Source organism: Kosakonia sp. R1.Fl (assembly GCF_023516815.1).
Classification (GTDB): Bacteria; Pseudomonadota; Gammaproteobacteria; order Enterobacterales; family Enterobacteriaceae; genus Kosakonia.
In genome coordinates this window covers 4,920,278-4,941,906 of record NZ_JAMGSQ010000001.1, presented here as the reverse complement: position 1 = coordinate 4,941,906, position 21,629 = coordinate 4,920,278, and the positions used below count along the sequence as shown (strand labels likewise).

Below are 21,629 nucleotides of genomic sequence, written 5' to 3'. Positions count from 1 at the left end.
AATACGGTGTCTGTAAATAAGAAGTTTTTAGCTATTTTTTTGTCTTTGTTTTGTCCGTTTTCGGTGGTTACCACAGCAGTTGCTGCAGAGAACTCCTGGTTCTCGAGTTTTACTGACAATGTGAAGCAAACCTGGCAGCAGCCAGAGCATTATGATCTCTATGTTCCTGCTATCACCTGGCATGCGCGTTTCGCCTATGACAAGGAAAAAACGGACCGCTATAACGAACGTCCGTGGGGCGCGGGTTTTGGTCAGTCACGCTGGGACGAAAAAGGGAACTGGCATGGCCTCTATCTGATGGCATTTAAAGATTCATTTAACAAATGGGAGCCGATTGGCGGCTACGGGTGGGAAAAAACATGGCGCCCGCTGGCAGATGATAATTTCCGTCTGGGATTGGGTTATACGGCCGGGTTTACCGCGCGTGATAACTGGAAGTACATTCCTATTCCGGTGTTGTTGCCGCTGGCATCTATCGGCTATGGTCCGGCGACCTTCCAGATGACCTACATTCCGGGCACCTACAACAACGGTAACGTTTACTTTGCCTGGATGCGCTTTCAGTTTTAACTGCAAATGCGGTGTTAACGCGGTGTGCAAATTTTAATCATTGCCTAAAATGCGGAATAAACTCACTTTTGCAAAAAAGTTAGCGACATTTATCACTTTTTCACGAATAACGACTGGACAAAAGTCGTCACAATTGTTGTACTGATACCCGACACAGCATTTGTGTCGATTTTTCATGTAAAGGTAATTTTGATGTCTAAGATTAAAGGTAACGTTAAGTGGTTTAATGAATCCAAAGGATTCGGTTTCATTACTCCGGAAGATGGCAGCAAAGACGTGTTCGTACACTTCTCTGCAATCCAGAGCAATGGTTTCAAAACCCTGGCTGAAGGCCAGCGCGTTGAGTTTGAAATCACTAACGGTGCCAAAGGCCCATCTGCTGCGAACGTAATGCCTGTTTAATTCAGCTACGTACGTACAGTAAGAATTCCAAAACCCGCCGTAAGGCGGGTTTTTTTATGCTTTCAATTTGCGTTAACCGAGGTAAACAACCAAAACGCCAATGCCGTCATGGCAAACGAACCCAGCAGGTTTACCGCCACATTCAGCAGCGCCCAGTTAATTCGCCCCTCCTGTAACAAAAACACCACTTCAGCGGAAAAGGTAGAAAAGGTCGTCAGCCCACCACAAAAGCCGGTGGTTAACAGCACTTTCCAGACGGGCTCGATGTGCGTCATACGATTGAACCACGCTAAACCCATACCGATAATAAACGCGCCAAGCAGGTTGGCGGTGAGCGTACCAACAGGAATTGCCTGATGTGCCGGATTAAGTTTCATGCTTAACATCCAACGCGCGACGCTGCCGGTTCCACCGCCAATAAATACCGCTAAAAGAAGTTGTAACACCGTGAGATCCTGCTATTTGATTTGTTAGAGTGTTGAGTTTAGCGTCGCGGCTATTTTCTGGCTATCGCGACGAAGCGAGAGGACTATAGATGATTGTTGCAGCCGGGCAATTTGCGGTCACGCCAGACTGGCGGACCAATGCGCAGACATGTGTTGCGTTGATGGCACAGGCGGCAGCGCGTCAGGCGTCGCTGCTGGTGCTGCCAGAGGCATTACTGGCAAGAGATGATGCCGACCCCCACCTTTCGGTCAAATCGGCGCAGAGGCTGGATGGCGGCTTTCTGAGCCTGTTGCGTACGGAGAGCCAGCGTAACGCGTTGACGACGGTGTTGACGGTGCATGTTCCGTCAACCGAAGGCAGGGCAGTTAATACGCTGGTGGTATTGCGCGGTGGAGAGGTGATCGCGCAGTATGCCAAGCTGCATTTGTATGACGCCTTCAATATGCAGGAGTCGCTGCGAGTGGACGCCGGGCACGATATTCCTCCGTTGATTGATGTGGAGGGCATGAAGGTCGGGTTGATGACGTGCTACGATTTGCGTTTCCCGGAACTGGCGTTGTTGCTGGCGCTGCAGGGGGCTGAACTGCTGGTGTTGCCTGCCGCCTGGGTACGTGGTCCGCTCAAGGAACAGCACTGGGCGACGCTGCTATCAGCAAGGGCGCTGGACACAACATGTTATATTGTCGCGACCGGCGAATGCGGCAATAAGAATATCGGGCAGAGCCGGGTTGTTGATCCGCAGGGCGTGACGGTTGCGGCGGCAGCAGAAGCGCCACAGCTGATTTTCGCTGAAGTCACGTCTGAACGCGTGGCGCAGACGCGCGAGAAACTGCCGGTGTTACGCAATCGTCGTTTCGCTGTACCGCATTTATTGTGATGTTTTTTTAAACAACACTTGATTCATCTCGTTACACATTGCTATTGTGTGCGCGCGCCGAATGACCGTTAATGAAGTCTGGTTATAATGGCGTTTTATGTAGCCTGTTTTACGAAAGAAGGTATCTATGGGTGAGATTAGTATTACCAAACTGCTGGTTGTGGCCGCACTGGTTGTTCTGCTGTTTGGAACCAAAAAATTGCGTACGCTCGGCGGTGACCTGGGCGCAGCCATCAAAGGCTTTAAAAAAGCCATGAATGATGATGATGCAGCGAAAAAAGCTGACGAAGTCACAGCAGAAAAACTCTCTCACAAAGAGTAACAGCGGCTTTGACAGGCGAAAAAAAACCGGCGCAGAAGCCGGTTTTTTTGTTTGCAGTGTAAGCAAGTGTTACTTCACTTCAATGCCTTTTGCCTGCAGATCTGCATGGTAAGAGGAACGAACGAACGGGCCACAGGCTGCATGGGTAAAGCCCATCGCCAGCGCTTCCTCTTTCATTTCGTCAAACTCATCCGGGCTGACATAGCGCTGTACAGGCAGGTGGTGGCGGCTTGGCTGTAAATATTGGCCCAGCGTCAGCATCGTCACGCCGTGACGGCGCAGATCGCGCATGACCTCGATGATCTCTGCGTTGGTTTCGCCTAAGCCAACCATCAAGCCTGATTTCGTCGGGATTTCCGGATGCGCTTCTTTAAAACGCTCCAGAAGTTTCAGCGACCAGTTGTAATCTGCGCCCGGGCGAACCTGGCGGTAAACACGCGGCACGTTCTCCAGGTTGTGGTTAAACACATCCGGCGGCGTGGCGGTGAGGATATCCAGCGCACGATCCATGCGGCCACGGAAATCTGGCACCAGCGTTTCGATTTTGATCGATGGGCTTTTTTCGCGGATGGCGGTAATGCAATCAGCAAAATGCTGAGCACCGCCATCACGCAAATCGTCACGGTCTACAGAGGTGATAACCACATAACGCAGCGCCATATCAGCAATGGTTTGCGCCAGTTTTTGCGGCTCGTTGGCATCCGGTGCCACAGGGCGGCCATGTGCCACATCGCAGAATGGGCAACGGCGCGTGCAGATAGCGCCAAGGATCATAAAGGTTGCCGTACCGTGGTTGAAACACTCAGCAAGGTTCGGGCAGGAAGCCTCTTCGCACACAGAGTGCAGCCCATTTTTACGCATGGCTGCTTTAATACCCTGGATACGGGAAGAGTCGGCCGGGAGTTTGATTTTCATCCATTCCGGTTTTCTTAACAGGGCTTCGCGCTCTGTCGCCACATTTTTAACCGGGATAAGCGCCATTTTATCGGCATCGCGGTACTTAACACCGCGTTCCATCACAATGGGTTTACTCATAGCGTGCGTGTTCCAGTTGCGGATAACGAAGTAAGCATTTCAATTCAAATGGACGTTGTATTTATCAACTATTTTTGAATTAAGTTGCGTGCAGTATACCATTGATGGGGGATAGAAAGCAGCCTGACAACGGGGCAATTTGTAAAATAGTTGTTGTTTTGTGCCGAATGCCCAATAAGGGTTAGCGCTTTCGCCAGGCACGGACGGGCGTTAAAAAGCCCGTCGGATAACATTAATGACGCTTTCCAGTACCGGGTCGCGCAGGCTCAACTTATTGTAAAAAAGTGAGATTTCAAGCTGCTCGCTGCTGATTGGCGGGTAATCAATTTCAACCAGCGGCCAACAGCCACTGAATAACTCAAACAGCCGCGCCGGCATTAATCCCAGCATATCGCTGTTGCCGATCAGTGCCGCAATCGTAAACATATTGTAACTGCTGAAGCTTACCTGACGCTCAGGAAAAAGATCCTGTACACGCTGGCGAAGCCCGCTAAGATTTTGCCCTTCCAGCATCAGCAGCGTGTGTTCGTACTGCTGTAAAACCGCTTCATTAATCGGCTCATTTAAACAAGGGTGTCCTTTGCGGCAAACCAGCATGACACGGTCGCTATAGAGGACGTGATGATTAATGGTACGAGAGCCTGCAATGTGCGTATCAATAATTAAATCGGTTTGAAACTGGCTGAGCTGGCTTTCCGCATCGTTAACGGGAATATTACGCATCATCAGATGCGGCGAACTCTCTTTTATTGCCTGGAAGATAACAGGTATAACTAATGCACCAATCGATGGTGGCGTGCCGATGGTAATCGTACGTTGTTTGTCATAACTGCCGGTCAGATCTAATGCGCCAAGAATAGACTCCAGCCCCTGACTGATATATTCGTGCAGATGGGAAGCATAAGCCGTAGGCGTCACGCCCTGGCCTTTACGAATGAAAAGCGGATCGGGAAATATTGCGCGTAATTTTTGAATGGACTGGCTAATTGCGGAAGGCGTTAAATTGAGCACTTTCGCCGCGTTGACTATCCCTTTGTGAACATATACTGCCTCAAAAATGGTCAATAAATTGAGATCAATATTGCGCAGCGTTCTGAAGACTTGCGGCTTATCATCGTCGGGGCGCACGGTTATTCGCTTTTCCTGCAGGTTATTATTATCCACGCTTGTGCTCCGTATTCATTCAAAAACTGAATGATAGTTGAATTTATTTTTTTTGTTGATTATTAACTTGAGTAAACATCCTGTCTCTCGTCATCATGACGTAGTTTTTCATCGCGAGGCCAGGCAATACACTAAAAAAGATTGGACTGGAGCGTGTATACAAAGCCTGGCAACGTGCTTTAATGCTAATTATCCCGACAAAGCAGGCAGGTTGAAAATAGAGAATATGGCTTCTATTGTAAAGCGCTAACAGGCCAAATAAATAACTACCCGCACAAAATGCGGGCTTCTATACATGATATATTAAGCGCTCATATATTGATGCGGTGGATTGTTTAGTAGCGCTAAAAATTGCTGGATAAGAATCGTCCTTAATTTATCCATATCGCTATTTTCCACCAGTTGGCTGACCTGGGTCATTTCCATACCGGCGTACCCGCAAGGGTTGATGCGCATAAATGGCGCCAAATCCATATCGATATTCAGCGCCAGCCCATGAAATGAGCACCCTTTACGGATCCGCAGTCCCAGAGAACAGATTTTCTTGCCTTGCACATATACACCCGGTGCGTCAGCACGCGCCTGGGCGTCAATGCCGAGCGTTGCCAGCGTATTGATAACCGTATTTTCCAGCAATGTGACAAGCTCGCGAACGCCTACTTTTCGCCGCTTCAGGTTAATTAATACATACATCACCTGTTGGCCTGGCCCGTGGTAGGTTACCTGGCCGCCGCGATCGCTCTGGATCACGGGAATATCGCCCGGTGCCAGCACGTGTTCGGCTTTGCCGGCCTGGCCTTGCGTAAAGACGGGGTGGTGTTCTACCAGCCAGATTTCATCCGGCGTCATCTCATCACGAGCATCGGTGAATTCATGCATCGCCCGAGAAATGGGATCATAAGGCTGCAAGCCAAGATTGCGGATAAGAATGGTGTCCTGAGACAAAACGGCATCCCCGGGAGAGAAAAAGAGTGGGGGGAGTATATCACAACGAAGACGTTACCCGAATGGCTCCGGGTAACGTGATGAACAATTACAGCACCATACGAACAATTTCGATATTGCCGAGTTCTTCGTAAAGCGTCTCTACTTGTTCAATATGCGTAGCGTTAATGGTGATGGATACCGAGTGGTAATTGCCTTTGCTGCTCGGTTTTACCTGCGGAGAGTAATCACCTGGCGCATGGCGCTGTACCACTTCAACCACCAGATCAACCAGCTCTGGTTTCGCCAGACCCATCACTTTGTAAGTAAAAGGAGTCGGGAATTCAAGCAGTTCTTTAAGATTGGTTTTCATGTCAGCTCCGGCGTAAAAAATAAGAACTCCTGCCGCAAGGGCAGGAGTTTTTCTGAGATGCTAAGTATATGGGGACGGAAATCACACTTTCAAGTGTTCAATTTTTAGCCAAACCAGTGATGGAACATCAATTTAATGTAATCAATGATTTTGCCGAAGAAATTGCCTTCCGGGATCTCCTGCAGCACCACCAGCGGGCGTTGCTCGATGGTTTTACCATCCAGCTGGAAGTTGATAGAGCCAACCACCTGATTTTTCTGCAGCGGTGCGTGCAGTTCGCTGGTGTTCAGCACATAGCTGGCTTTCAGATCTTTCATGCGACCACGCGGAATGGTCAGGTACACGTCTTTATCAACGCCCAGCGAAGCGCGATCGCTGTCGCCAAACCATGCTGGCTCTGAAGCAAACTCTTTACCGGCTTTAATTGGGCTTACGGTTTCAAAGAAACGGAAGCCCCAGGTCAGCAGTTTCTTGCTTTCGGTTTCACGGCCTTTAAACGTGCGACCACCCATCACAGCAGAGATCAGGCGCATCTGGCCTTCGGTTGCTGATGCCACCAGGTTATAACCCGCTTTATCGGTGTGACCGGTTTTAATCCCGTCGACATTCAGGCTGTTATCCCACAACAGGCCATTACGATTGGTCTGGCGAATACCGTTAAAGGTGAACTCTTTCTCTTTATAAATGGAGTATTCGTTCGGCACATCGCGGATCAGCGCCTGACCAATCAGCGCCATGTCACGCGCGGAGCTGTACTGACCATCAGCATCCAGGCCGTGTACGGTCTGGAAGTGGCTGTTTTGCAGGCCCAGCGCTTTAACGTAGTTGTTCATCAGACCGACAAACGCATCCTGGCTGCCCGCCACATAATCGGCCATTGCCACGCAAGCATCGTTACCGGATTGCAGGTTGATACCACGGATCAACTGGGAAACCGGCACTTGCATACCAGGTTTCAGGAACATCAGCGAAGAGCCACGGAACACCGGGTTGCCGGTCGCCCAGGCGTCGTTACCAATCGTGACCAGATCGCTGTCTTTAAATTTGCCCGCTTTCATGGCCTGGCCAATGACATAGCTGGTCATCATTTTGGTCAGACTTGCCGGATCGCGGCGTGCGTCGGCGTTTTGCTCAGCCAGCACTTTGCCGGAGTTATAGTCGATCAGGATATAGGATTCCGCGTCAATCTGCGGAACGCCCGGGATCATGGTCTTAATATTCAGGTCATCGGCATGCGCAGCGGAAAGAGAAGCTGCAGCCAGCGCCGTGGTGAGCGCCAGGCGCTGCATAAAACGAGCGGAAAAAGTGGTCTTCATGGTCGAACAACGACATCCGTGATGGAGTTAAAAAAAGTGCCTTACTATAGCAAAAGCTATACCTGCAGGCATCTGACTTTCAGCATGACTTTGTTAATGTTGCTGACATAAGTTGACAAAGTCAGACGCCTTAGCAAGGTTACTGGGCGTTCGTGACGAATGACTGCAACTGCGCCTCGTTTTGCAGACGCTGCTGCAAGGCGCTGGCGTCCGCTTTGTTGCTAAACGGCCCTAACTGTACGCGCCAGACAGCACCGTTTTGCGTGACGCGGCCAGGAACCGCAAACTGCTGCGCCAGGCGCTGCTGATATTGCTGCGCACGCGTCTGATCGCTGACGGCTCCCACCTGCACCATATATCCGCCACTGCTTGCCGCCGCAGCGCTGCTGGCAGGCGCGGCCGTATGTACGTTGCCCTGTACCGAACCCGGTGCTGTAACAGGCGAAGTGCGCGTTGGTGTGTAAGTTTGCGCCGCCGGAGCAGTCTGCGCGGCCGGCGTAGCCGTTGGCGTTACAGATGCTGTTACAGGTTGCGCTGCTGTCGCGGTGGAAGTATTAGCGCTTCCTTCCAGCACGCCAGAGGCGAGCGGGGTCGGCGCGCCCAGGAAGCCGCCGCTACGTACCGGCGCAGCAGTGGTGTCGTCGCTTTTCAGCGTATCATTGCTGATCGCATGTACATTGCCCTGCGGTTCTTCAGGCTGTGGCGCCGAAGAGACGCTGCCGAGACCGCCGCCAAGATCGGGACGCGCAGGCAACGCGTAGGTTTGCTGTGCAACTTTCGTACACGCCATACCCGGGCCGGAAAGGGAACCATCCTGCGCAACGATAATCGGATCGATACGCACTTTGGTGTTATTGGAGGTGTTCAGTCGATCCGCTGCCGCGCGTGACAGGGAAATTACGCGATCGTTACCGTAGGGCCCGCGATCGTTAATACGCACCACGATCATGCGACCATTCGCCAGGTTGGTGATACGCGCATAGCTCGGAATGGGCAGCGTCGGATGTGCTGCGGTAAGCTGCATTGGATCGAACGCTTCGCCGGAAGCTGTCAAATTGCTGCCGGGTTCGGCATCATAAATGGCAGCTAATCCCGCCTGGCTAAAATTCGCCGGATTCTGCACGATTTTGTAGCGCTTACCGTCGCGTTCATAATCCTGATTCGCCGTGGCGACAGGCGCTTCGTAATGAGGCTCCGCACCGCTAATTTCAACGACAGGGCCGTTACACACCGCAGGTTGCGGCGCTACGGTCGTCTGCTGCTGACCATCATCGTTCGAACATGCCGCCAGTAATCCTGCTGCTATGCAGATCCCAAGCCATTGCTTACGCATTGCCCACCTCTTATACGCTCTTTGACAACATTTTCCTGTGGGTATGGATCGACATAACGATACCAAACCCGGCCATGAGTACGATCAGGGCAGAACCCCCGTAACTGATCAGTGGCAGCGGTACGCCCACCACCGGCAGGATACCGCTCACCATACCAATATTTACGAACACATAAACGAACAAAATCAACATTAAACCACCGGCCATGACGCGTCCGAACGTGGTTTGCGCCCGCGCAGCAATCCACAGCCCACGCATAATCAGCAATACATACAGCGCCAGCAAAATCAGAATACCGATGAGGCCCAGCTCTTCTGCCAGCACGGCAAAGATAAAATCGGTATGGCGTTCGGGCAGAAACTCCAGCTGCGACTGGGTTCCGTGCAGCCAGCCTTTACCACTCAGACCGCCGGAGCCGATGGCGATTTTTGACTGAATAATATGATAGCCCGCGCCGAGCGGATCGGTTTCCGGATCGAGCAGCATCATCACGCGCTGGCGCTGATAATCATGCATCAGGAAGAACCACAGCACCGGGATAAATGCCGCTACCAGCACGGCGGCAATGCCAATCAGCCGCCAGCTTAACCCGGAAAGAAACAGCACAAACAGCCCGGAGAGCACCACGAGGATGGAGGTTCCCAAATCCGGTTGAGCCGCCACCAGCAGCGTTGGCACGAAAATCAGCGCCAGCGCGATAGCGGTATTCTTCAGCGAAGGCGGGCAGACATCGCGGTTAATAAAGCGCGCCACCATCAACGGTACGGCAATTTTGGCGATTTCCGAAGGCTGGAAACGCACTACGCCCAAATCGAGCCAGCGCTGCGCGCCTTTTGAAATAGCGCCGAAGGCATCCACCGCGACAAGCAAAACGACGCAGAAAATGTAGAGATAGGGCGCCCAACCTTCATAGACGCGTGGCGGCACCTGCGCCAGGATGACCATGATAATCAACCCCATGGCGATCTGACCGATTTTGCGCTCGGTCATACCGATATCCTGACCGCTGGCGCTCCAGATAACAATCGCGCTGTAAAACAGCAGCGCGAGGATAATCAGCAGCAGCACCGGATCGATGTGGATTTTATCCCAGAACGATTTCTTGTTCGGATTATCCGTCATGTTATTGGTCCTCCACTGCTGCCGTAGACGGGTTTTCCGTTGGCAGCTCGGTGTTGTTATCGCCAAGCATAATGTGATCGAGGATCTGGCGCATTATCGTACCCACCGCCGGACCAGCACCACCGTTTTCCAGAATGACGGCGACGGCGACCTGCGGGTTGTCGTAAGGCGCAAATGCCGTCATCAGTTTATGGTCGCGCAGACGTTCGGCAATACGGTGGGCGTTATAGGTTTCGTTGGCTTTCAAACCAAAGACCTGGGCGGTACCGGATTTCGCCGCGACTTTGTACGGCGCGTTGGCGAAATACTTATGACCCGTACCGTTCGGACGGTTGGCTACTCCATACATCCCGTCTTTGGCAATCTCCCAGTAGCCAGAGTGAATATCACCCACCGGCGGCTGTGCCGGCTGTTGCCACGGCACTTGTTTGCCATCTTCTACCGTGCTCATCAGCAGGTGCGGCACTTTAACAACGCCGTCATTAATCAGCGTCATCATCGCTTTGTTCATCTGCAATGGCGTTGCTGTCCAGTAACCCTGGCCGATCCCTACCGGAATGGTATCGCCCTGATACCACGGCTTTTTGAAGCGCTTCAGTTTCCATTCACGGGTTGGCATGTTCCCGGCGCGCTCTTCCGAGAGGTCAACGCCGGTATAGTGACCGTAGCCAAATTTGCCCATCCATTCTGCCAGGCGGTCAATGCCCATATCATAGGCGACCTGATAGAAGAAGGTATCGGCGGACTCTTCCAGCGACTTGGTAACATTCAGGTGGCCGTGACCCCATTTTTTCCAGTCGCGGTAACGTTTTTCCGAGCCGGGTAATTGCCACCAGCCGGGATCGAACAAGCTGGTATTGCGTGTGATCACCCCGGCGCTGAGTGCGGAAACGGCCACATACGGTTTTACCGTCGACGCAGGCGGGTAAACCCCTTGTGTGGCACGGTTGATCAGCGGTGTATTTGGGTCGTTTAACAGTGAAGAGTAATCTTTGCTGGAAATGCCATCGACAAACAGGTTCGGGTCGTAGCTTGGCATCGACACCAGCGCGAGAATGCTGCCATTGCGTGGATCGGTTACGACCACGGCGGCACGGCTGCCGGCGAGCAGCGTTTCAATATATTGCTGGAGTTTTAAATCCAGCGTCAGATAGATATCATGGCCGGCCTGCGGCGGCACCTCTTTGAGCTGACGGATCACGCGGCCGCGGTTATTGACTTCCACTTCTTCATAACCGGTCTGACCGTGCAGCACATCTTCGTAATAACGCTCAATACCCAGTTTACCGATATCGTGGGTGGCGGCGTAGTTTGCCAGCTTGCCCTCTTTATCCAGCCGTTCGACATCTTTATCGTTAATTTTCGACACGTAGCCAATAACGTGCGTCAGCGCGGAACCATACGGATAAAAGCGGCGCTTATAGCCCTTGACCTCAACGCCGGGAAAACGGTACTGGTTCACCGCAAAGCGCGCCACCTGAACTTCCGTGAGGTTAGTTTTTACCGGGATTGAGGTGAAGCGGTGCGAGCGTGAGCGCTCTTTTTTGAAGTTGGCGATATCGTCGTCGTTCAGATCGACCACATCGCGCAGGGCATCCAGCGTTTGCTGCACATCATCGACTTTCTCCGGCATCATCTCGACCTGATAGATGGTGCGGTTCAGCGCCAGCGGCGTGCCGTTGCGATCGTAGATAATGCCGCGGCTTGGCGCGATAGGCACCAGCTTGATGCGGTTTTCGTTGGAGCGGGTCTGGTAGTCCGCAAAACGGACGATTTGCAGGTTATAAAGGTTGGCTACCAGCACGCCGGTAAGCAGCAAAATCCCCGTAAAAGCGACCAGCGCCCGGCGCACAAACAGCGCGGACTCAGCCGTATAGTCGCGAAAAGAATTCTGTAATTTCATCCGCTGCTTAATCTACCCAAGACTCGTCGTTACTCACGGTGATAAGGATGGTTGGTGGTAATACTCCATGCGCGATACAGGCTTTCGGCAACCAGCACGCGCACCAGCGGGTGAGGTAACGTTAGCGCAGAGAGTGACCAACTTTGTTCTGCCGCCGCTTTGCAGGCCGGGGATAACCCTTCCGGCCCGCCAATAAGCAAGCTGACATCGCGCCCGTCTTGCTTCCAGCGTTCCAGTTCGTTTGCCAGCTGCGGCGTATCCCAGGGTTTGCCCGGAATATCGAGGGTAACGATACGATTTTTGCCAGCCGCGGCCAGCATCAGTTCACCCTCTTTATCGAGAATGCGTTTGATATCTGCGTTCTTGCCGCGCTTTCCCGCCGGAATTTCGATTAACTCGAACGGCATATCTTTTGGAAAGCGGCGCAGGTATTCACTAAAACCTGTCTGTACCCAGTCCGGCATTTTCGTGCCGACGGCGACCAGTTGCAGTTTCACGCGTTAACCCCAGAGTTTTTCCAGCTCATACAGGCGACGGCTCTCTTCCTGCATGACGTGGACAATCACATCGCCTAAATCGACAACGACCCAGTCCGCGGCGCTTTCACCTTCGACACCCAACGGCATCATGCCGGCGGCGCGCGATTCCTGCACCACATGATCCGCAATAGAGATAACGTGACGCGTAGATGTACCGGTGCAGATAATCATGCAGTCGGTGATACTGGATTTACCCTGAACGTCAATGGCGACGATATCCTGACCTTTCAGGTCATCAATTTTGTCGATAACAAAATCCTGGAGTGCTTTACCCTGCAAGTGTTCCCCCTGGGGTGAGTAAAAAATGTACTGTTAATGAACGGCCTGACATTATACCTGAACTGCATCAATTGTCGGGGTATGAGAGACCCGGCAAGTTTAAAAGTTGGCTATCATCCCATCACGGGCGCGTGATTGCATTGCCATTTTTGTAAAACAATTTCTGCGCGCGGAGGATAACAGCCTGTGAGGGCGTGTCAATGACCGAATCAGCGGCGTGAATAGGATGCATGAAAAACAGGCTATGCATCGTCCGCGTGCCATGCTGCCCGGCTATTTAATACCCGCAGCGTGGCGAAATCATCATGGATATCAATAGCGCTCCAGCACCCTTGATCAACACGAAAATGCCACAGTGACGCAGCAGGCATGTTGAGCAAACGGGCGATTAACAAACTCAACACTCCCTGATGGCTGGCGATCAACACGTTCTTGTGCTGACTTTTTATATCGGCAACGAGCGCAATAACTTGCTCAATTCGTGCAGAAAATGCCTGAAATCCTTCACCATTGGTTGGAACGGCGTGCTGCCAGTCGGTACACCAGGCGGCATAGCTTTGCGGATCTTCTCGCGTTAAATCGCGATGATGGCGCATTTCCCAGTCGCCAAAAAACATCTCATTGAGTAATGGTGTGGTATGAACGGTCAGCGTGCGCGATTCCAGCACGCGCGCGGCCGTCTGCTGCGCGCGCTCCAGTTCGCTACACAGCACATAATCGAAGGGGACATGAGTGAGTAAATCGCGCAGAGTTTTCGCCTGCGCCAGCCCCTTGGGCGTCAGCGGCGTCGGTGAATGGCCGCTATAAAGCCCGGCGACATTCGCTTCGGTTTCTCCGTGGCGTATCAGCCAGAGTCGCATGATGGTCTCCCGTCTGGATTTGTGCGCAAAGTTTACCATCGCGCCCTCAATCACGGCCTCTTTTTCGTTTAAGATAACGGCTTTTAACCGGAGCGGAAGATGGCTTTGTTTCACAGTGCGCACGGTGGCAACACGCGTGAGGCGGCAGCACTGTTGGGGATATCAGCGGAGCAGTTGCTTGATTTCAGCGCCAACATTAACCCAGCTGGCATGCCGGCATCGCTTAAACATGCGTTGCAAAATAATCTGTCGCTCGCCGAGCGCTATCCGGATGTTGAGTATCAGCGTCTGCATCAGGTACTGGCGGCTCATCACCAGGTGCCTGCTTCATGGATACTTGCCGGAAATGGTGAAACGGAAGCGATCTTTGCGCTGGTCAACATGCTTAAGCCACGTCAAGCGATGCTGATAACGCCTGGGTTTGCCGAGTATCGCCGGGCGCTGGCGTTGGTGGACTGCGGGATTCGCGACTATCAATTACGTGAGACTGATGGCTGGCAGCTTACCGATGCGCTGCTGGGCGCGCTTAGTGCCGATCTCGACTGTTTATTTCTCTGTACACCGAATAACCCCACCGGTTTGTTGCCGGACGAGTCTCTGCTGCACGCGATTGCCGCACGTTGCGAAGCGCTGGGAATTACGCTTGTCCTCGACGAAGCCTTTATGGATTTTATTGCCGAACGCGAAGGTTTTATTCCTTATCTGGTAAACAATCCGCACGTTTGGGTGCTGCGTTCACTCACCAAGTTTTACGCCATTCCTGGCTTGCGATTAGGGTATGTGCTGGGCAGCAATGAACAGCAAGTCAGGTCTATGCGCGATGCGCAGATGCCGTGGTCCATCAATGCCTTTGCCGCGCTCGCCGGTGAGGTGATTTTGCAGGACAGTGACTATCAGCAGGCAAGCTGGAACTGGCTCAATCAAGAACGTCCGCGTTTGTTCGCCGCGCTGAGCGCGCTGCCGGGGTTAACGGTCTGGCCAGGTTGTGCAAACTATCTTTTTATGCGCTGTGACGTGCCGGAGATAGAGTTACAACAGGCATTGCTTTCCCGCCACATTCTGATTCGTAGCTGTGCCAATTACCCAGGGCTGGATGCGCGCTATTACCGTGTGGCGGTGCGAAGCGAAGGGGAGAATGATCGGCTTATCGCTGCCATGACGGCGGTGATCAGCGGTACAAACCCTGCTCGTTGATATATGCCATGACGGACTCAGGGAGCAGATCATCACACTTTTCGCCGTGCTCCAGCCGTTCACGGATAAGCGTCGCCGAAATGTTGAACCACGGGGTTTCGGCAAGGTAAATCCGTCCGGCAGGTAAAACATGCAGATCTTCAGGATTGGTGGTGAGATGGGCTTCCAGCCACTGCTGATGCGCGTCCTGCTCCATCGTCAGCGGATAACCCGGGCGGCGGCAGACAATCAGATGGCAGTTATCCAGAATGGTCTCGTAGTGGTGCCAGGTGGGGAAAGTCAGCAGTGAATCCTGACCGATGATAAACGCCAGTGGGCGCTGCGTACCTTGCTCTTCCCGCCACGCCTGCAAGGTTTGCGCCGTATATGAAGGGGTATCGCGGCGCAGTTCGCGCTCATCAAGGGTGAATAAGGGCTTGTCGGCAATGGCCAGCTCGACCATTTTTTTGCGTTGCTGGCTGCTGGCCTCCGGTTGTGCACGGTGCGGCGGCACGTTATTGGGCATGATGATCACCCTGGAAAGGCCAATCTGGTTCGCCAGCGCTTCCACAGGTTTCAGGTGCCCATAATGGACCGGATCAAATGTACCGCCAAACAGTGCCTGCAACTGATTCATATCAACCATCAATAAAAACGTCTGCCAGTGCCTTATGACAGAGTAGCAGAGAAAGCCCTTCAAGCTCGGCCCAGACCGACTGCCCAAAATCCTGCTTCACAATCAGCTCAATGCGGCTCAGCAAATGGACTGCCTGGCGTAACTGATCGAGGCTCAGGCGATTAAGCGCATCGCCCATGACACCCCGGCGGTTTTGCCACACCCGATGCTTGTCAAACAGCGCACGCAATGGCGTGTGTGCTGACTGGCGTTTCAATGTCACCAGCAACAGCAATTCCCGTTGCACAGTACGCAGCAGGATCACCGGCTCACACGCTTCCAGTCGCAACTGGGTGAGAATGTGCAACGCGCGTTTGCTTTTCCCGGCAAGTAGCGCATCAACCCAATGGAAAGGAGTGAAGTGCGCTGCGTCGTTTACCGCATGTTCCACGCGGGGCAGGGTGAGTTTGCCATCCGGCCACAGTAGCGCCAGGCGTTCCAGCGCTTGTGCCAGTGCCAGTAAGTTTCCTTCGTAGCAATAACAAAGTAACTGATTGGCGGCGTCGTCCAGTTCCAGCTTGTTTTGCTTTGCTCTGGCGGCAACCCAGCGCGGCAGGTTCGCCTGTTCCGGTGTCTGGCAGCTTACCTGCACGGCACGATTATTTAACTGCGTTATCCATGCCGCATTTTCCTGCGCTTTGGTGAGCTTGTTCCCGCGAACCGTCAAAATGAGGTCGTCATGCAGCAGGCTGACCAGCTTTGCCAGCTGTTCATTGATAGCAGCGTTTGGGCCATTTTCGGGCAGCTGTAACAGTAACGTCTGACGGCTGGCGAACAGACTCAATGCCTGGCAGATGGAGAAAATCGCATCCCAATCCGTGCTGGCATCCAGTGTGAAGGTATGGTGTTCGATGAAACCCTGTTCAGAGGCGACCTGACGCACAGCGTCCTGACTCTCTTGCAACAGCAGCGGATCATTACCGAGGAGTAAATACGCTGCGCGCAGCCCTTCATTAAGCTGCGCGCGGAGTTGTTCCGGATACAACCTGAGCATTAGCTACCCGGTTGCGTGGAAGAGGAGCCAGTCGTCGAGGTGGCGGCGTCCTGCGTGCTTTTCGCATCTGCCGTATGTACGCTAGGCAGCTTACGAATCAGTTGTTCGGCTGCTTTGTCGTACATCTCCTGAACGATCATCTCCTGCTCTGCGGCTTTCGCCAGTGCCGTCTGCGGGTTATCAAAGAAGGAACGATAAACTTTGGTATTGATCGGGTAAATATCATGACCCGGGATCAGTACGCTGGCGTTTACGGTCAGCACCATTTGATATTCCGCAGTTCGGCCATCCTGGAAAACAGAAGCCGTGTCACGGGAGAACGTTACGGCACCAAGACGCAAAGAAGGCACATCCTGACGTGTGGACGTTTTCTCCAACAGTTCGACGCCATTCAGGCGCAACTGGCTGCGGATCGCGCGGCTCAGCGGGCCATTCGGATCCCCGGAGTCAAAGAACATCGTTTTCATTTCGCTCGGCACCTGCGTGGTATTACGCAGATGCCAGCCACATCCGGCGGTGATGAGCACCGCCAGTGATACGAACAATGTAGCCAGATATCGCACGCTTCCTCCCGCGCTTAGCCAACGACCAGATTAAGCAGTTTACCCGGTACGTAAATCACTTTACGCACGGTCACGCCATCAAGATATTTTGCTACCAGATGTTCCTGGCCTGCACGTTCACGCACCTGTTCTTCTGTCGCGTCAACGGCAACAGTAATTTTACCACGCACTTTACCGTTGACCTGAACGACGACCAGCGTGGTGTTTTCCACCATCGCTTTCTCATCAGCCTCCGGCCACGGTGCATTGTCTATATCACCTTCGCCGCCCAGTTCCTTCCACAGCGTGAAGCTTGCGTGCGGGGTGAACGGGTTAAGCATACGTACCACCGCCAGCAGAGCTTCCTGCATTAAGGCGCGATCTTGTTCGCTCTCCTGCGGCGCTTTCGCCAGTTTGTTCATCAGCTCCATAATCGCCGCGATAGCGGTGTTAAAGGTCTGACGGCGACCGATATCATCGGAAACTTTGGCAATGGTTTTATGTACGTCGCGGCGCAGGGCTTGCTGATCTTCACTCAGCGCAGCCAGATCCAGCGCGGCAACAGCACCCTGAGCGGTGTGTTCGTAAACCAGTTTCCAGACACGTTTCAGGAAGCGGTTCGCCCCTTCCACACCGGATTCCTGCCATTCCAGTGTCATATCGGCTGGCGATGCAAACATCATAAACAGACGCACGGTGTCCGCGCCGTAACGCTCAACCATTTCCTGCGGGTCGATACCGTTATTTTTCGACTTGGACATTTTGCTCATGCCGGTATATACCAGCTCGTGGCCCGCCGGATCGGTCGCTTTGACAATGCGGCCTTTCTCGTCACGTTCAACAATGGCATCTTTCGGCGAAACCCAGTTACGCTCACCGTTTTCACCCACGTAATAGAAGGCGTCGGCCAGTACCATGCCCTGGCACAGCAGCTGTTTCGCAGGCTCATCGGAGTTAACCATACCCGCATCGCGCATCAGTTTGTGGAAGAAGCGGAAATAGAGCAGGTGCATGATGGCGTGTTCGATGCCGCCAATATAAATATCTACCGGTAGCCAGTAATTTGCCGCTTTCGGGTCGAGCATGCCTTCGTTGTGCTGCGGGCAAGTGTAACGCGCATAGTACCAGGACGACTCCATAAAGGTGTCAAAGGTATCGGTTTCGCGCAGTGCCGGTTGGCCGTTAACGGTGGTTTTCGCCCACTCAGGATCGGCTTTAATTGGGCTGGTAATGCCGTCCATGACCACATCTTCCGGCAGGATAACAGGCAGTTGATCTTCCGGCGTTGGAATAACGGTACCGTCTTCCAGCGTCACCATCGGGATTGGTGCGCCCCAGTAACGCTGACGGGACACGCCCCAGTCGCGCAAACGGAAATTCACTTTGCGCTCGCCCACGCCTTTGGCCGCCAGTTTGTCGGCAATGGCGTTAAACGCAGCGCTAAAATCGAGGCCGTCGAATTCGCCGGAGTTAAACAGCACACCTTTTTCGGTCATCGCGTGTTCGCTAAGATCCGGCGCATTGCCGTCTGCGTTGAGAATGACCGCCTTGATCGGCAGATTGTATTTAGTCGCAAATTCGTAGTCGCGCTGATCGTGACCCGGAACGGCCATCACCGCACCGGTGCCGTACTCCATCAGCACAAAGTTTGCCGCCCATACCGGAATCGCTTCCCCGGTCAGCGGGTGAATGGCTTTCAGGCCGGTATCAACGCCTTTTTTCTCCATCGTCGCCATATCGGCTTCCGCAACTTTGGTGTTACGGCATTCATCGATAAAGGACGCCAGCTCCGGTTTACTCGCGGCAGCCTGCTGCGCCAGCGGATGACCCGCCGCAACGGCCAGATAGGTTGCGCCGATAAATGTGTCCGGGCGGGTGGTGTAGACCGTCAGTTTCTGGTCGCTGTTCTGCACGTCGAAGGTGATCTCCACGCCTTCAGAACGGCCAATCCAGTTGCGCTGCATGGTTTTCACGGTATCCGGCCAGTGATCCAGATTATCCAGATCGTTCAGCAGTTCGTCGGCATAAGCAGTGATTTTAATAAACCACTGGGGGATCTCTTTACGCTCAACTTTGGTATCACAGCGCCAGCAGCAGCCGTCGATAACTTGTTCGTTTGCCAGCACGGTCTGGTCGTTCGGGCACCAGTTCACCGCAGAAGTTTTCTTATAGACGAGCCCTTTTTTGTACAGCTCGGTGAAGAACTTCTGTTCCCAACGGTAATATTCCGGGGTGCAGGTCGCCAGCTCGCGGCTCCAGTCATAGCCGAAACCCAGCATTTTGAGCTGGTTTTTCATGTACGCGATGTTGTCGTAAGTCCACGGTGCCGGTGCGGTGTTATTTTTTACCGCCGCGCCTTCAGCTGGCAGACCAAACGCATCCCAACCAATCGGCTGCAGCACGTTTTTACCCAGCATGCGCTGATAACGGGAGATCACATCGCCGATGGTGTAGTTACGGACGTGGCCCATGTGTAGTCGGCCAGAAGGATAGGGGAGCATCGACAAGCAATAGTATTTCTCTTTGCTCTCGTCTTCAGTGACTTCAAATGTGCGCTTCTCTTCCCAGTGGCGCTGTACTTTGGATTCTATCTCTTCCGGGCGGTATTGCTCTTGCATGGCAGCCAGTAGTCCTGTTTTTGCTACAGCTACAAATGTAGCGTTGTTACGTGATTTTTCGAAAGGCATAGCATAGCCCAAACGCCACTCTCAAAACAGCCTTTCCGCGAGGCGGGAATGAAATTGCCGCAGCCGTTGGCAGCGAATTTTTTGTCGACAGTGCGGGCGAGTCGGCACAGCGAGTAAGAAATAACGTCTACCATTAGAGAGAGTTACTGAACCGGGAGGCGAAACGATGAACAAGGTTGCTCATTTTTACCGTGAACTGGTGGCGGCGTTGACCGAGCGTTTACGCAATGGAGAGCGTGATATTGACGCCCTGGTTGAACAAGCGCGCCTGCGCGTGGCGCAAACCGGAGAGTTAACGCGCACGGAGGTTGACGAGCTGATGCGCGCCATTCGCCGCGATCTGGAGGAGTTCGCCCTCAGTTACAGCGAAAGCAAGGAGGAAGTTACCGACAGCGTATTTATGCGGGTGATTAAAGAGAGTATCTGGCAGGAGCTGGCGGATATCACCGATAAAACGCAGCTTGAGTGGCGTGAAGTGTTCCAGGATCTCAATCACCACGGTGTCTATCACAGCGGCGAAGTGGTAGGACTCGGGAATCTGGTCTGCGAGAAGTGCCACTTTCATCTGGCGGTCTATACGCCGGATGTGTTGCCGTTATGCCCGAAATGCGGACATGACCAATTCCAGCGCCGCCCGTTCGAACCGTAACCCCAAAAGCGCCTGCCCGAAGCGGGCAGGCGCAGGCTGTTAATGCAGGATTTTAGCGAGGAAGTCTTTCGCACGTTCGGATTTCGGATTATCGAAGAAGGCGTCTTTCTCTGAATCTTCGACAATTTTCCCCTCATCCATAAAGATCACCCGGTTCGCCACTTTGCGGGCAAAGCCCATTTCGTGGGTCACCACCATCATCGTCATGCCTTCGTTCGCCAGTTCAACCATGACATCCAGCACTTCGTTGATCATCTCGGGATCGAGTGCGGAAGTCGGCTCATCAAACAGCATCGCCACCGGATCCATACAGAGTGCACGGGCAATCGCCACGCGCTGCTGCTGGCCGCCGGAGAGCTGCGCCGGGAACTTATTCGCATGCGCTGACAAACCAACGCGCTCCAGCAGCTTGAGCCCTTTTTCCCTTGCAGCGGTTTTATCACGCTTCAGCACTTTTACCTGCGCCAGCGTCAGGTTTTCGATAATCGACAAGTGCGGGAACAATTCAAAGTGCTGAAACACCATCCCAACGTGAGAACGCAACTTCGCCAGATCGGTTTTCTTGTCATTCACTTTGGTGCCGTTGACGACAATCTCGCCTTTCTGCACCGGTTCCAGACCGTTGACGGTTTTTATCAGCGTGGATTTACCGGAGCCGGACGGCCCGCAAACCACCACCACTTCGCCTTTTTTCACTTCGGTGGAGCAATCGGTCAACACCTGAAAGTGACCATACCATTTAGAAACATTTTTCAGGGAAATCATTAGACGGTCCTTTTCTTCAGCCAGCTGACCAACAGCGAAGCACTAAGACTGATAACAAAATAAACTGCACCGGCAAACAGGATCATTTCGACCTGCGTACCATCACGCTCGCCAATAGTAGATGCGGTGCGGAAGAAATCCGCCAGACTCAGGACATAGACCAGCGAGGTGTCCTGGAACAGCACAATACCCTGAGTAAGCAGCAGCGGCACCATGGCGCGAAACGCCTGCGGCAGGATGATGAGTTTCATCGACTGCCAGTGCGTCATCCCCAGCGCCAGTGCGGCACTGGACTGCCCGCGGGAGATACTCTGGATGCCGGCGCGAATAATTTCTGAATAGTAGGCCGCTTCAAACATTGAGAAGGCCACCATCGCGGAAATCAGGCGGATATCGGTTTTCGGTGACAGGCCAAGCACGTTTTGCAGAAAGCCCGGCACAATCAGATAGAACCACAGCAGCACCATGACCAGGGGAATGGAGCGGAACACGTTCACGTAGCTCTTGGCGAACCAGCGCAGCGGGGCGAATGTCGACAGACGCATCACCGCCAGCAGCGTTCCCCAGATTATGCCGACCACAATAGCAATAGCGGTGATTTTCAGCGTCACCACCAGCCCGGCCCACAGATAGGGCAGGGAAGGGATCACAGAACTCCAGTCAAACTCATACATGA

General features: G+C 53.2%; 24 protein-coding genes. 6 read left to right on the top strand and 18 right to left on the bottom strand.

The features are described from left to right. Nucleotides 1–39 precede the first annotated feature (39 nt). Nucleotides 40–570, top strand: a complete 531-nt coding sequence (pagP, locus tag M8Q36_RS23485) for a lipid IV(A) palmitoyltransferase PagP (protein WP_249882843.1) — start codon at nucleotides 40–42, stop codon at nucleotides 568–570. 192 nt (nucleotides 571–762) lie between these two features. Next, nucleotides 763–972, top strand: coding sequence for a transcription antiterminator/RNA stability regulator CspE (gene cspE, locus M8Q36_RS23480; protein WP_007373839.1), 210 nt, complete (start codon nucleotides 763–765; stop codon nucleotides 970–972). 62 nt (nucleotides 973–1,034) lie between these two features. Here cspE and crcB read toward each other — a convergent pair whose 3' ends face one another. Beyond that, nucleotides 1,035–1,418: a fluoride efflux transporter CrcB gene (gene crcB / locus M8Q36_RS23475; protein WP_249882554.1), complete on the bottom strand. Its 384-nt coding sequence runs from the start codon at nucleotides 1,416–1,418 to the stop codon at nucleotides 1,035–1,037. An 89-nt stretch (nucleotides 1,419–1,507) separates the two neighbouring features. Here crcB and M8Q36_RS23470 point away from each other — a divergent pair, with 89 nt between their 5' ends. After that, the gene (locus M8Q36_RS23470; protein ID WP_249882553.1) at nucleotides 1,508–2,296 is read left to right on the top strand and encodes a deaminated glutathione amidase; all 789 of its coding nucleotides are present in this window, start codon (nucleotides 1,508–1,510) and stop codon (nucleotides 2,294–2,296) included. 127 nt (nucleotides 2,297–2,423) lie between these two features. Next, nucleotides 2,424–2,618, top strand: coding sequence for a twin-arginine translocase subunit TatE (gene tatE, locus M8Q36_RS23465; RefSeq protein ID WP_017455877.1), 195 nt, complete (start codon nucleotides 2,424–2,426; stop codon nucleotides 2,616–2,618). Nucleotides 2,619–2,687: 69 nt separating this feature from the next. On the opposite strand, the gene lipA is transcribed toward tatE, so the two are convergent. The 11 genes from lipA to M8Q36_RS23410 form a co-directional block, all read right to left on the bottom strand. Continuing rightward, nucleotides 2,688–3,653: a lipoyl synthase gene (gene lipA, locus M8Q36_RS23460; RefSeq protein ID WP_200551574.1), complete on the bottom strand. Its 966-nt coding sequence runs from the start codon at nucleotides 3,651–3,653 to the stop codon at nucleotides 2,688–2,690. A 210-nt stretch (nucleotides 3,654–3,863) separates the two neighbouring features. Then, on the bottom strand, nucleotides 3,864–4,817 hold the full coding sequence (locus M8Q36_RS23455) for a YbeF family transcriptional regulator (protein WP_249882552.1): 954 nt from the start codon (nucleotides 4,815–4,817) through the stop codon (nucleotides 3,864–3,866). A gap of 303 nt (nucleotides 4,818–5,120) precedes the next feature. After that, nucleotides 5,121–5,762, bottom strand: coding sequence for a lipoyl(octanoyl) transferase LipB (gene lipB, locus M8Q36_RS23450; protein ID WP_249882551.1), 642 nt, complete (start codon nucleotides 5,760–5,762; stop codon nucleotides 5,121–5,123). A gap of 88 nt (nucleotides 5,763–5,850) precedes the next feature. Further along, the gene (gene ybeD, locus M8Q36_RS23445; RefSeq protein WP_017455881.1) at nucleotides 5,851–6,114 is read right to left on the bottom strand and encodes a DUF493 family protein YbeD; all 264 of its coding nucleotides are present in this window, start codon (nucleotides 6,112–6,114) and stop codon (nucleotides 5,851–5,853) included. 104 nt (nucleotides 6,115–6,218) lie between these two features. Then, nucleotides 6,219–7,430: a D-alanyl-D-alanine carboxypeptidase DacA gene (gene dacA, locus M8Q36_RS23440; RefSeq protein WP_017455882.1), complete on the bottom strand. Its 1,212-nt coding sequence runs from the start codon at nucleotides 7,428–7,430 to the stop codon at nucleotides 6,219–6,221. Between the two features lie 139 nt (nucleotides 7,431–7,569). Next, nucleotides 7,570–8,763, bottom strand: coding sequence for an endolytic peptidoglycan transglycosylase RlpA (rlpA, locus tag M8Q36_RS23435; RefSeq protein ID WP_249882550.1), 1,194 nt, complete (start codon nucleotides 8,761–8,763; stop codon nucleotides 7,570–7,572). Nucleotides 8,764–8,773: 10 nt separating this feature from the next. Next, nucleotides 8,774–9,886 carry a peptidoglycan glycosyltransferase MrdB gene (mrdB, locus tag M8Q36_RS23430; protein ID WP_020457005.1) on the bottom strand — a complete coding sequence of 371 codons (1,113 nt, stop codon included), beginning with the start codon at nucleotides 9,884–9,886 and terminating at the stop codon, nucleotides 8,774–8,776. Between the two features lies 1 nt (nucleotide 9,887). Beyond that, on the bottom strand, nucleotides 9,888–11,789 hold the full coding sequence (gene mrdA, locus M8Q36_RS23425; protein ID WP_020457006.1) for a peptidoglycan DD-transpeptidase MrdA: 1,902 nt from the start codon (nucleotides 11,787–11,789) through the stop codon (nucleotides 9,888–9,890). 29 nt (nucleotides 11,790–11,818) lie between these two features. Further along, entirely contained in the window at nucleotides 11,819–12,286 is a 468-nt protein-coding gene (rlmH, locus tag M8Q36_RS23420; RefSeq protein ID WP_017455886.1) for a 23S rRNA (pseudouridine(1915)-N(3))-methyltransferase RlmH, read from the bottom strand. A 3-nt stretch (nucleotides 12,287–12,289) separates the two neighbouring features. After that, entirely contained in the window at nucleotides 12,290–12,607 is a 318-nt protein-coding gene (gene rsfS / locus M8Q36_RS23415) for a ribosome silencing factor (RefSeq protein ID WP_017455887.1), read from the bottom strand. Between the two features lie 242 nt (nucleotides 12,608–12,849). Further along, nucleotides 12,850–13,467: an adenosylcobalamin/alpha-ribazole phosphatase gene (locus M8Q36_RS23410; protein ID WP_249882549.1), complete on the bottom strand. Its 618-nt coding sequence runs from the start codon at nucleotides 13,465–13,467 to the stop codon at nucleotides 12,850–12,852. 99 nt (nucleotides 13,468–13,566) lie between these two features. On the opposite strand from M8Q36_RS23410, the gene cobD reads away from it, so the two are divergent. Continuing rightward, entirely contained in the window at nucleotides 13,567–14,661 is a 1,095-nt protein-coding gene (gene cobD / locus M8Q36_RS23405; RefSeq protein WP_249882548.1) for a threonine-phosphate decarboxylase CobD, read from the top strand. Here cobD and nadD read toward each other — a convergent pair. From nadD to leuS, 4 genes are read right to left on the bottom strand one after another with little or no spacing between them, the layout of a single operon-like run. Next, nucleotides 14,636–15,277, bottom strand: a complete 642-nt coding sequence (gene nadD, locus M8Q36_RS23400) for a nicotinate-nucleotide adenylyltransferase (RefSeq protein WP_249882842.1) — start codon at nucleotides 15,275–15,277, stop codon at nucleotides 14,636–14,638. The two genes, cobD and nadD, sit on opposite strands and share 26 nt — an antisense overlap. A gap of 1 nt (nucleotide 15,278) precedes the next feature. Further along, nucleotides 15,279–16,310 (bottom strand): DNA polymerase III subunit delta, encoded by a 1,032-nt coding sequence (gene holA / locus M8Q36_RS23395; RefSeq protein ID WP_249882547.1) that lies wholly within the window; start codon nucleotides 16,308–16,310, stop codon nucleotides 15,279–15,281. Further along, nucleotides 16,310–16,873 (bottom strand): LPS assembly lipoprotein LptE, encoded by a 564-nt coding sequence (gene lptE, locus M8Q36_RS23390; protein ID WP_045508977.1) that lies wholly within the window; start codon nucleotides 16,871–16,873, stop codon nucleotides 16,310–16,312. The genes holA and lptE overlap by 1 nt, the downstream gene beginning before the upstream one ends. Nucleotides 16,874–16,887: 14 nt before the next feature. Continuing rightward, nucleotides 16,888–19,470, bottom strand: a complete 2,583-nt coding sequence (leuS, locus tag M8Q36_RS23385) for a leucine--tRNA ligase (RefSeq protein WP_249882546.1) — start codon at nucleotides 19,468–19,470, stop codon at nucleotides 16,888–16,890. Nucleotides 19,471–19,705: 235 nt separating this feature from the next. Here leuS and M8Q36_RS23380 point away from each other — a divergent pair, with 235 nt between their 5' ends. Further along, nucleotides 19,706–20,188, top strand: coding sequence for a zinc ribbon-containing protein (locus tag M8Q36_RS23380; RefSeq protein ID WP_249882545.1), 483 nt, complete (start codon nucleotides 19,706–19,708; stop codon nucleotides 20,186–20,188). Between the two features lie 39 nt (nucleotides 20,189–20,227). Here the strand turns inward: M8Q36_RS23380 and gltL are convergent, their stop codons facing one another. Beyond that, complete coding sequence (gene gltL, locus M8Q36_RS23375) at nucleotides 20,228–20,953, bottom strand: glutamate/aspartate ABC transporter ATP-binding protein GltL (RefSeq protein ID WP_249882544.1); 726 nt, start codon at nucleotides 20,951–20,953, stop codon at nucleotides 20,228–20,230. Further along, a complete protein-coding gene (gene gltK, locus M8Q36_RS23370; protein WP_020457016.1) occupies nucleotides 20,953–21,627 on the bottom strand; it encodes a glutamate/aspartate ABC transporter permease GltK in 675 nt (224 codons plus the stop codon). The genes gltL and gltK overlap by 1 nt, the downstream gene beginning before the upstream one ends. Nucleotides 21,628–21,629 lie beyond the last annotated feature (2 nt).

Coding starts and splice junctions, on each gene's coding strand:
- cspE (WP_007373839.1), top strand. CDS start 763: ATGTCTAAGATTAAAGGTAACGTTAAGTGGTTTAATGAATCCAAAGGA.
- M8Q36_RS23470 (WP_249882553.1), top strand. CDS start 1,508: ATGATTGTTGCAGCCGGGCAATTTGCGGTCACGCCAGACTGGCGGACC.
- tatE (WP_017455877.1), top strand. CDS start 2,424: ATGGGTGAGATTAGTATTACCAAACTGCTGGTTGTGGCCGCACTGGTT.
- lipA (WP_200551574.1), bottom strand. CDS start 3,653: ATGAGTAAACCCATTGTGATGGAACGCGGTGTTAAGTACCGCGATGCC.
- ybeD (WP_017455881.1), bottom strand. CDS start 6,114: ATGAAAACCAATCTTAAAGAACTGCTTGAATTCCCGACTCCTTTTACT.
- dacA (WP_017455882.1), bottom strand. CDS start 7,430: ATGAAGACCACTTTTTCCGCTCGTTTTATGCAGCGCCTGGCGCTCACC.
- rlpA (WP_249882550.1), bottom strand. CDS start 8,763: ATGCGTAAGCAATGGCTTGGGATCTGCATAGCAGCAGGATTACTGGCG.
- mrdB (WP_020457005.1), bottom strand. CDS start 9,886: ATGACGGATAATCCGAACAAGAAATCGTTCTGGGATAAAATCCACATC.
- mrdA (WP_020457006.1), bottom strand. CDS start 11,789: ATGAAATTACAGAATTCTTTTCGCGACTATACGGCTGAGTCCGCGCTG.
- M8Q36_RS23410 (WP_249882549.1), bottom strand. CDS start 13,467: ATGCGACTCTGGCTGATACGCCACGGAGAAACCGAAGCGAATGTCGCC.
- cobD (WP_249882548.1), top strand. CDS start 13,567: ATGGCTTTGTTTCACAGTGCGCACGGTGGCAACACGCGTGAGGCGGCA.
- nadD (WP_249882842.1), bottom strand. CDS start 15,277: ATGAATCAGTTGCAGGCACTGTTTGGCGGTACATTTGATCCGGTCCAT.
- holA (WP_249882547.1), bottom strand. CDS start 16,310: ATGCTCAGGTTGTATCCGGAACAACTCCGCGCGCAGCTTAATGAAGGG.
- leuS (WP_249882546.1), bottom strand. CDS start 19,470: ATGCAAGAGCAATACCGCCCGGAAGAGATAGAATCCAAAGTACAGCGC.
- M8Q36_RS23380 (WP_249882545.1), top strand. CDS start 19,706: ATGAACAAGGTTGCTCATTTTTACCGTGAACTGGTGGCGGCGTTGACC.
- gltL (WP_249882544.1), bottom strand. CDS start 20,953: ATGATTTCCCTGAAAAATGTTTCTAAATGGTATGGTCACTTTCAGGTG.
- gltK (WP_020457016.1), bottom strand. CDS start 21,627: ATGTATGAGTTTGACTGGAGTTCTGTGATCCCTTCCCTGCCCTATCTG.